The sequence below is a fragment of the Streptomyces sp. NPDC005574 genome, from assembly GCF_040605435.1.
GTDB lineage: Bacteria > Actinomycetota > Actinomycetes > Streptomycetales > Streptomycetaceae > Streptomyces.
On the sequence record NZ_JBEXCW010000266.1, the window covers coordinates 1 to 2,174 of the forward strand.

Below are 2,174 nucleotides of genomic sequence, written 5' to 3' on the forward strand. Positions count from 1 at the left end.
GACACGCGACGGCCCCATCCCCAACCATCAGGGACAAAAGGGGCGAACCGACCAACCGGTCAGCAGCTCACAACCCCTGACGAATCGAGGCCAGCGAGGCGAAGAAGTCCTCGAACCAGTCCACCCATCGCTCCACATCACCCATCGTCTCCACAAGCACGACAACGAGCCGACCACTCGAATGACACGAAGCTCACCTGTAGTACAGGGCCCCGGCAAGGTCGCGTCTTGTCCACTTTGTGGAGTGGGCCAAAGGTCGTTGCTTCCGGTGAAGTTCCAGCTCGCTGGATGCTCACCGGCCTGCGAGCACACCAGACAATTCACCCATCTCGCGACTATGCCAGGACCCTGACCAAACCCCTACCCGAGCAACCCAGCGACATCAAGTTCAACCTCAATAACGGGATCAAAGACGAGCCATTCAGCGTAGGCGAGAGCCCGCCTCGCTTCGACGCTATAAGGGTAGGCAGATCGGCAAGTCCGCGGGTCAGCCGCCCCCACGCCCGACGGATGAGGCCGCGGCGGCAATGCCTACTCTTCTGCCTGTAACCACTTACCTCCGCCGACGTGGGCTCATCGTTGAGGATGGACTCCAGGCCGCCATCCGGGAATTCAGAAACAGTCGTCCGGTCAGCCTCGACGTCGATCTATTGGACACATAAATTGCTGAGACTGCCAACAGTTGAAGACTTGGCGAGGATCACCAATCGGCCTGGCAAGATACCGGGAAGCGGCCCCGCCAGCCTTCACCTGCGCACCGTGACCACTTCAGTAGTTACCGAATCAGCAATCACGCCAAAGGCGAGCTTGCTGTAAAGAATTTCCCACTACTTAGCGTTATCTGACTGTTGTTCATATATTGCCCACCAGCGGGATTGGTGAAGGGTCCGATACAGGTTGCCGACGAGCCACCCGCTGGAACGCTTAGGGAAACGCAACCAGTCACTGGCACGCCCGGAACCGTAAGGCGGTGGGTAACAGTCACCGTCATGGAGGAGGACGTATTTCTTACATTCGTGACCGGGCGAACCATAGTGCCTGATCGCTCGATGCATGACCGGAACTTGCGCTCCAATTACCACAAAATGTTCCACTCTGGAGCGCAAAGGCCGCTCCAGGTGCACAGACGATACCCGTCACCGCCACGCAAATTGAACTTGCCACGAGAGCCGACTTCTTGCGAAATTCACGCTTCATATGCTCACCTCATGGTCGTTGTTTGCTTTTCAGGACGCTTGGATTATCAGGCTGTCTGGATGTGCGCAATCCACCTAGCGGGGATCCTGAGTGATATGACAATAGAGAAATAGAGCCGAAACGTCAAAGTTTTATCGGCGCCATCCGTGTCGTCTTACCTCACTCGAAAGCCTGCAGCTGATGCCTAAATCTGCGAATCGGGCTACTCAACTGGTGTAACGCCTCGGATGGAGTCGGCCTGATAGGTGACAGAGCCTCCGAATGTATGTTCGGTACTGATTTTTCCGGCTCTCTTTTCTGCTGTGTTGACTCGCACTCGAAAGCCGACCAGCTCGATAAGTCCGGCGCCTTCGATGGTTTCGTTGAGGTCTTGGTGGGAGGCGATGCTGATTTTCAGAATTTCATTCTCAAGTTTGCCGAATTGTTCGAATGTGGCGGCGACCTGAATTTCCCACTTCGGCGTGCCGTCCCTAGTTGTGTCTTGTCGGCCACTTTCGCCGAATGCCATCTTCGGTTGACAGCTAAGAAAGGTTACTCGTTTGAATGTGCGTGCCTGATCGACATAAAAGATCGCGGGCATGTTATTCGATCCTGTCCTGTTAAGATAGTGAGTTTGATGTAAAAAGCACTTGCAGGCGTTGAATAAAGAGACCCTAAGATGCAAGTCCCGCGACGGAATGAGTAATCGCAGCTCAGGCCCACAACTGCAGGACGTTATACGTATATATGTGCGGTATGGGCGCTGACGAAAGCTGCTGTGGAACCTCCTGAACGTATGAATGCCGATCCGGCGCTTTGGTGTCCGCAGTCTCTGAGCCTCGTACTACAGCCTCAGATCTTGGTGATCTGATCGGTTGTGTTCGGCTTGCTGGCGCCAGGGGTGGAGGCGGGTGGGGAGAGGGTCGCCGCGTCGGCGGTAGTGGCTGACGGTGGCGCGGGTCTGGTGGACGGCTCGCCAGTGGTGCTGCTGTAGGTGG

The 2,174-nt window shown here is 55.9% G+C and carries 1 protein-coding gene; it reads right to left on the reverse strand.

Annotated features, from left to right (window positions below; all coding sequences use genetic code 11):
• Nucleotides 1–1,399: 1,399 nt before the first annotated feature.
• Nucleotides 1,400–1,777: a hypothetical protein gene (locus ABZT03_RS43910; RefSeq protein WP_356049884.1), complete on the reverse strand. Its 378-nt coding sequence runs from the start codon at nt 1,775–1,777 to the stop codon at nt 1,400–1,402.
• Nucleotides 1,778–2,174: the final 397 nt, after the last annotated feature.

Bases quoted from the DNA above. Each gene is read 5' to 3' on its own strand.
- ABZT03_RS43910 (WP_356049884.1), bottom strand. From the start codon at position 1,777: ATGCCCGCGATCTTTTATGTCGATCAGGCACGCACATTCAAACGAGTA.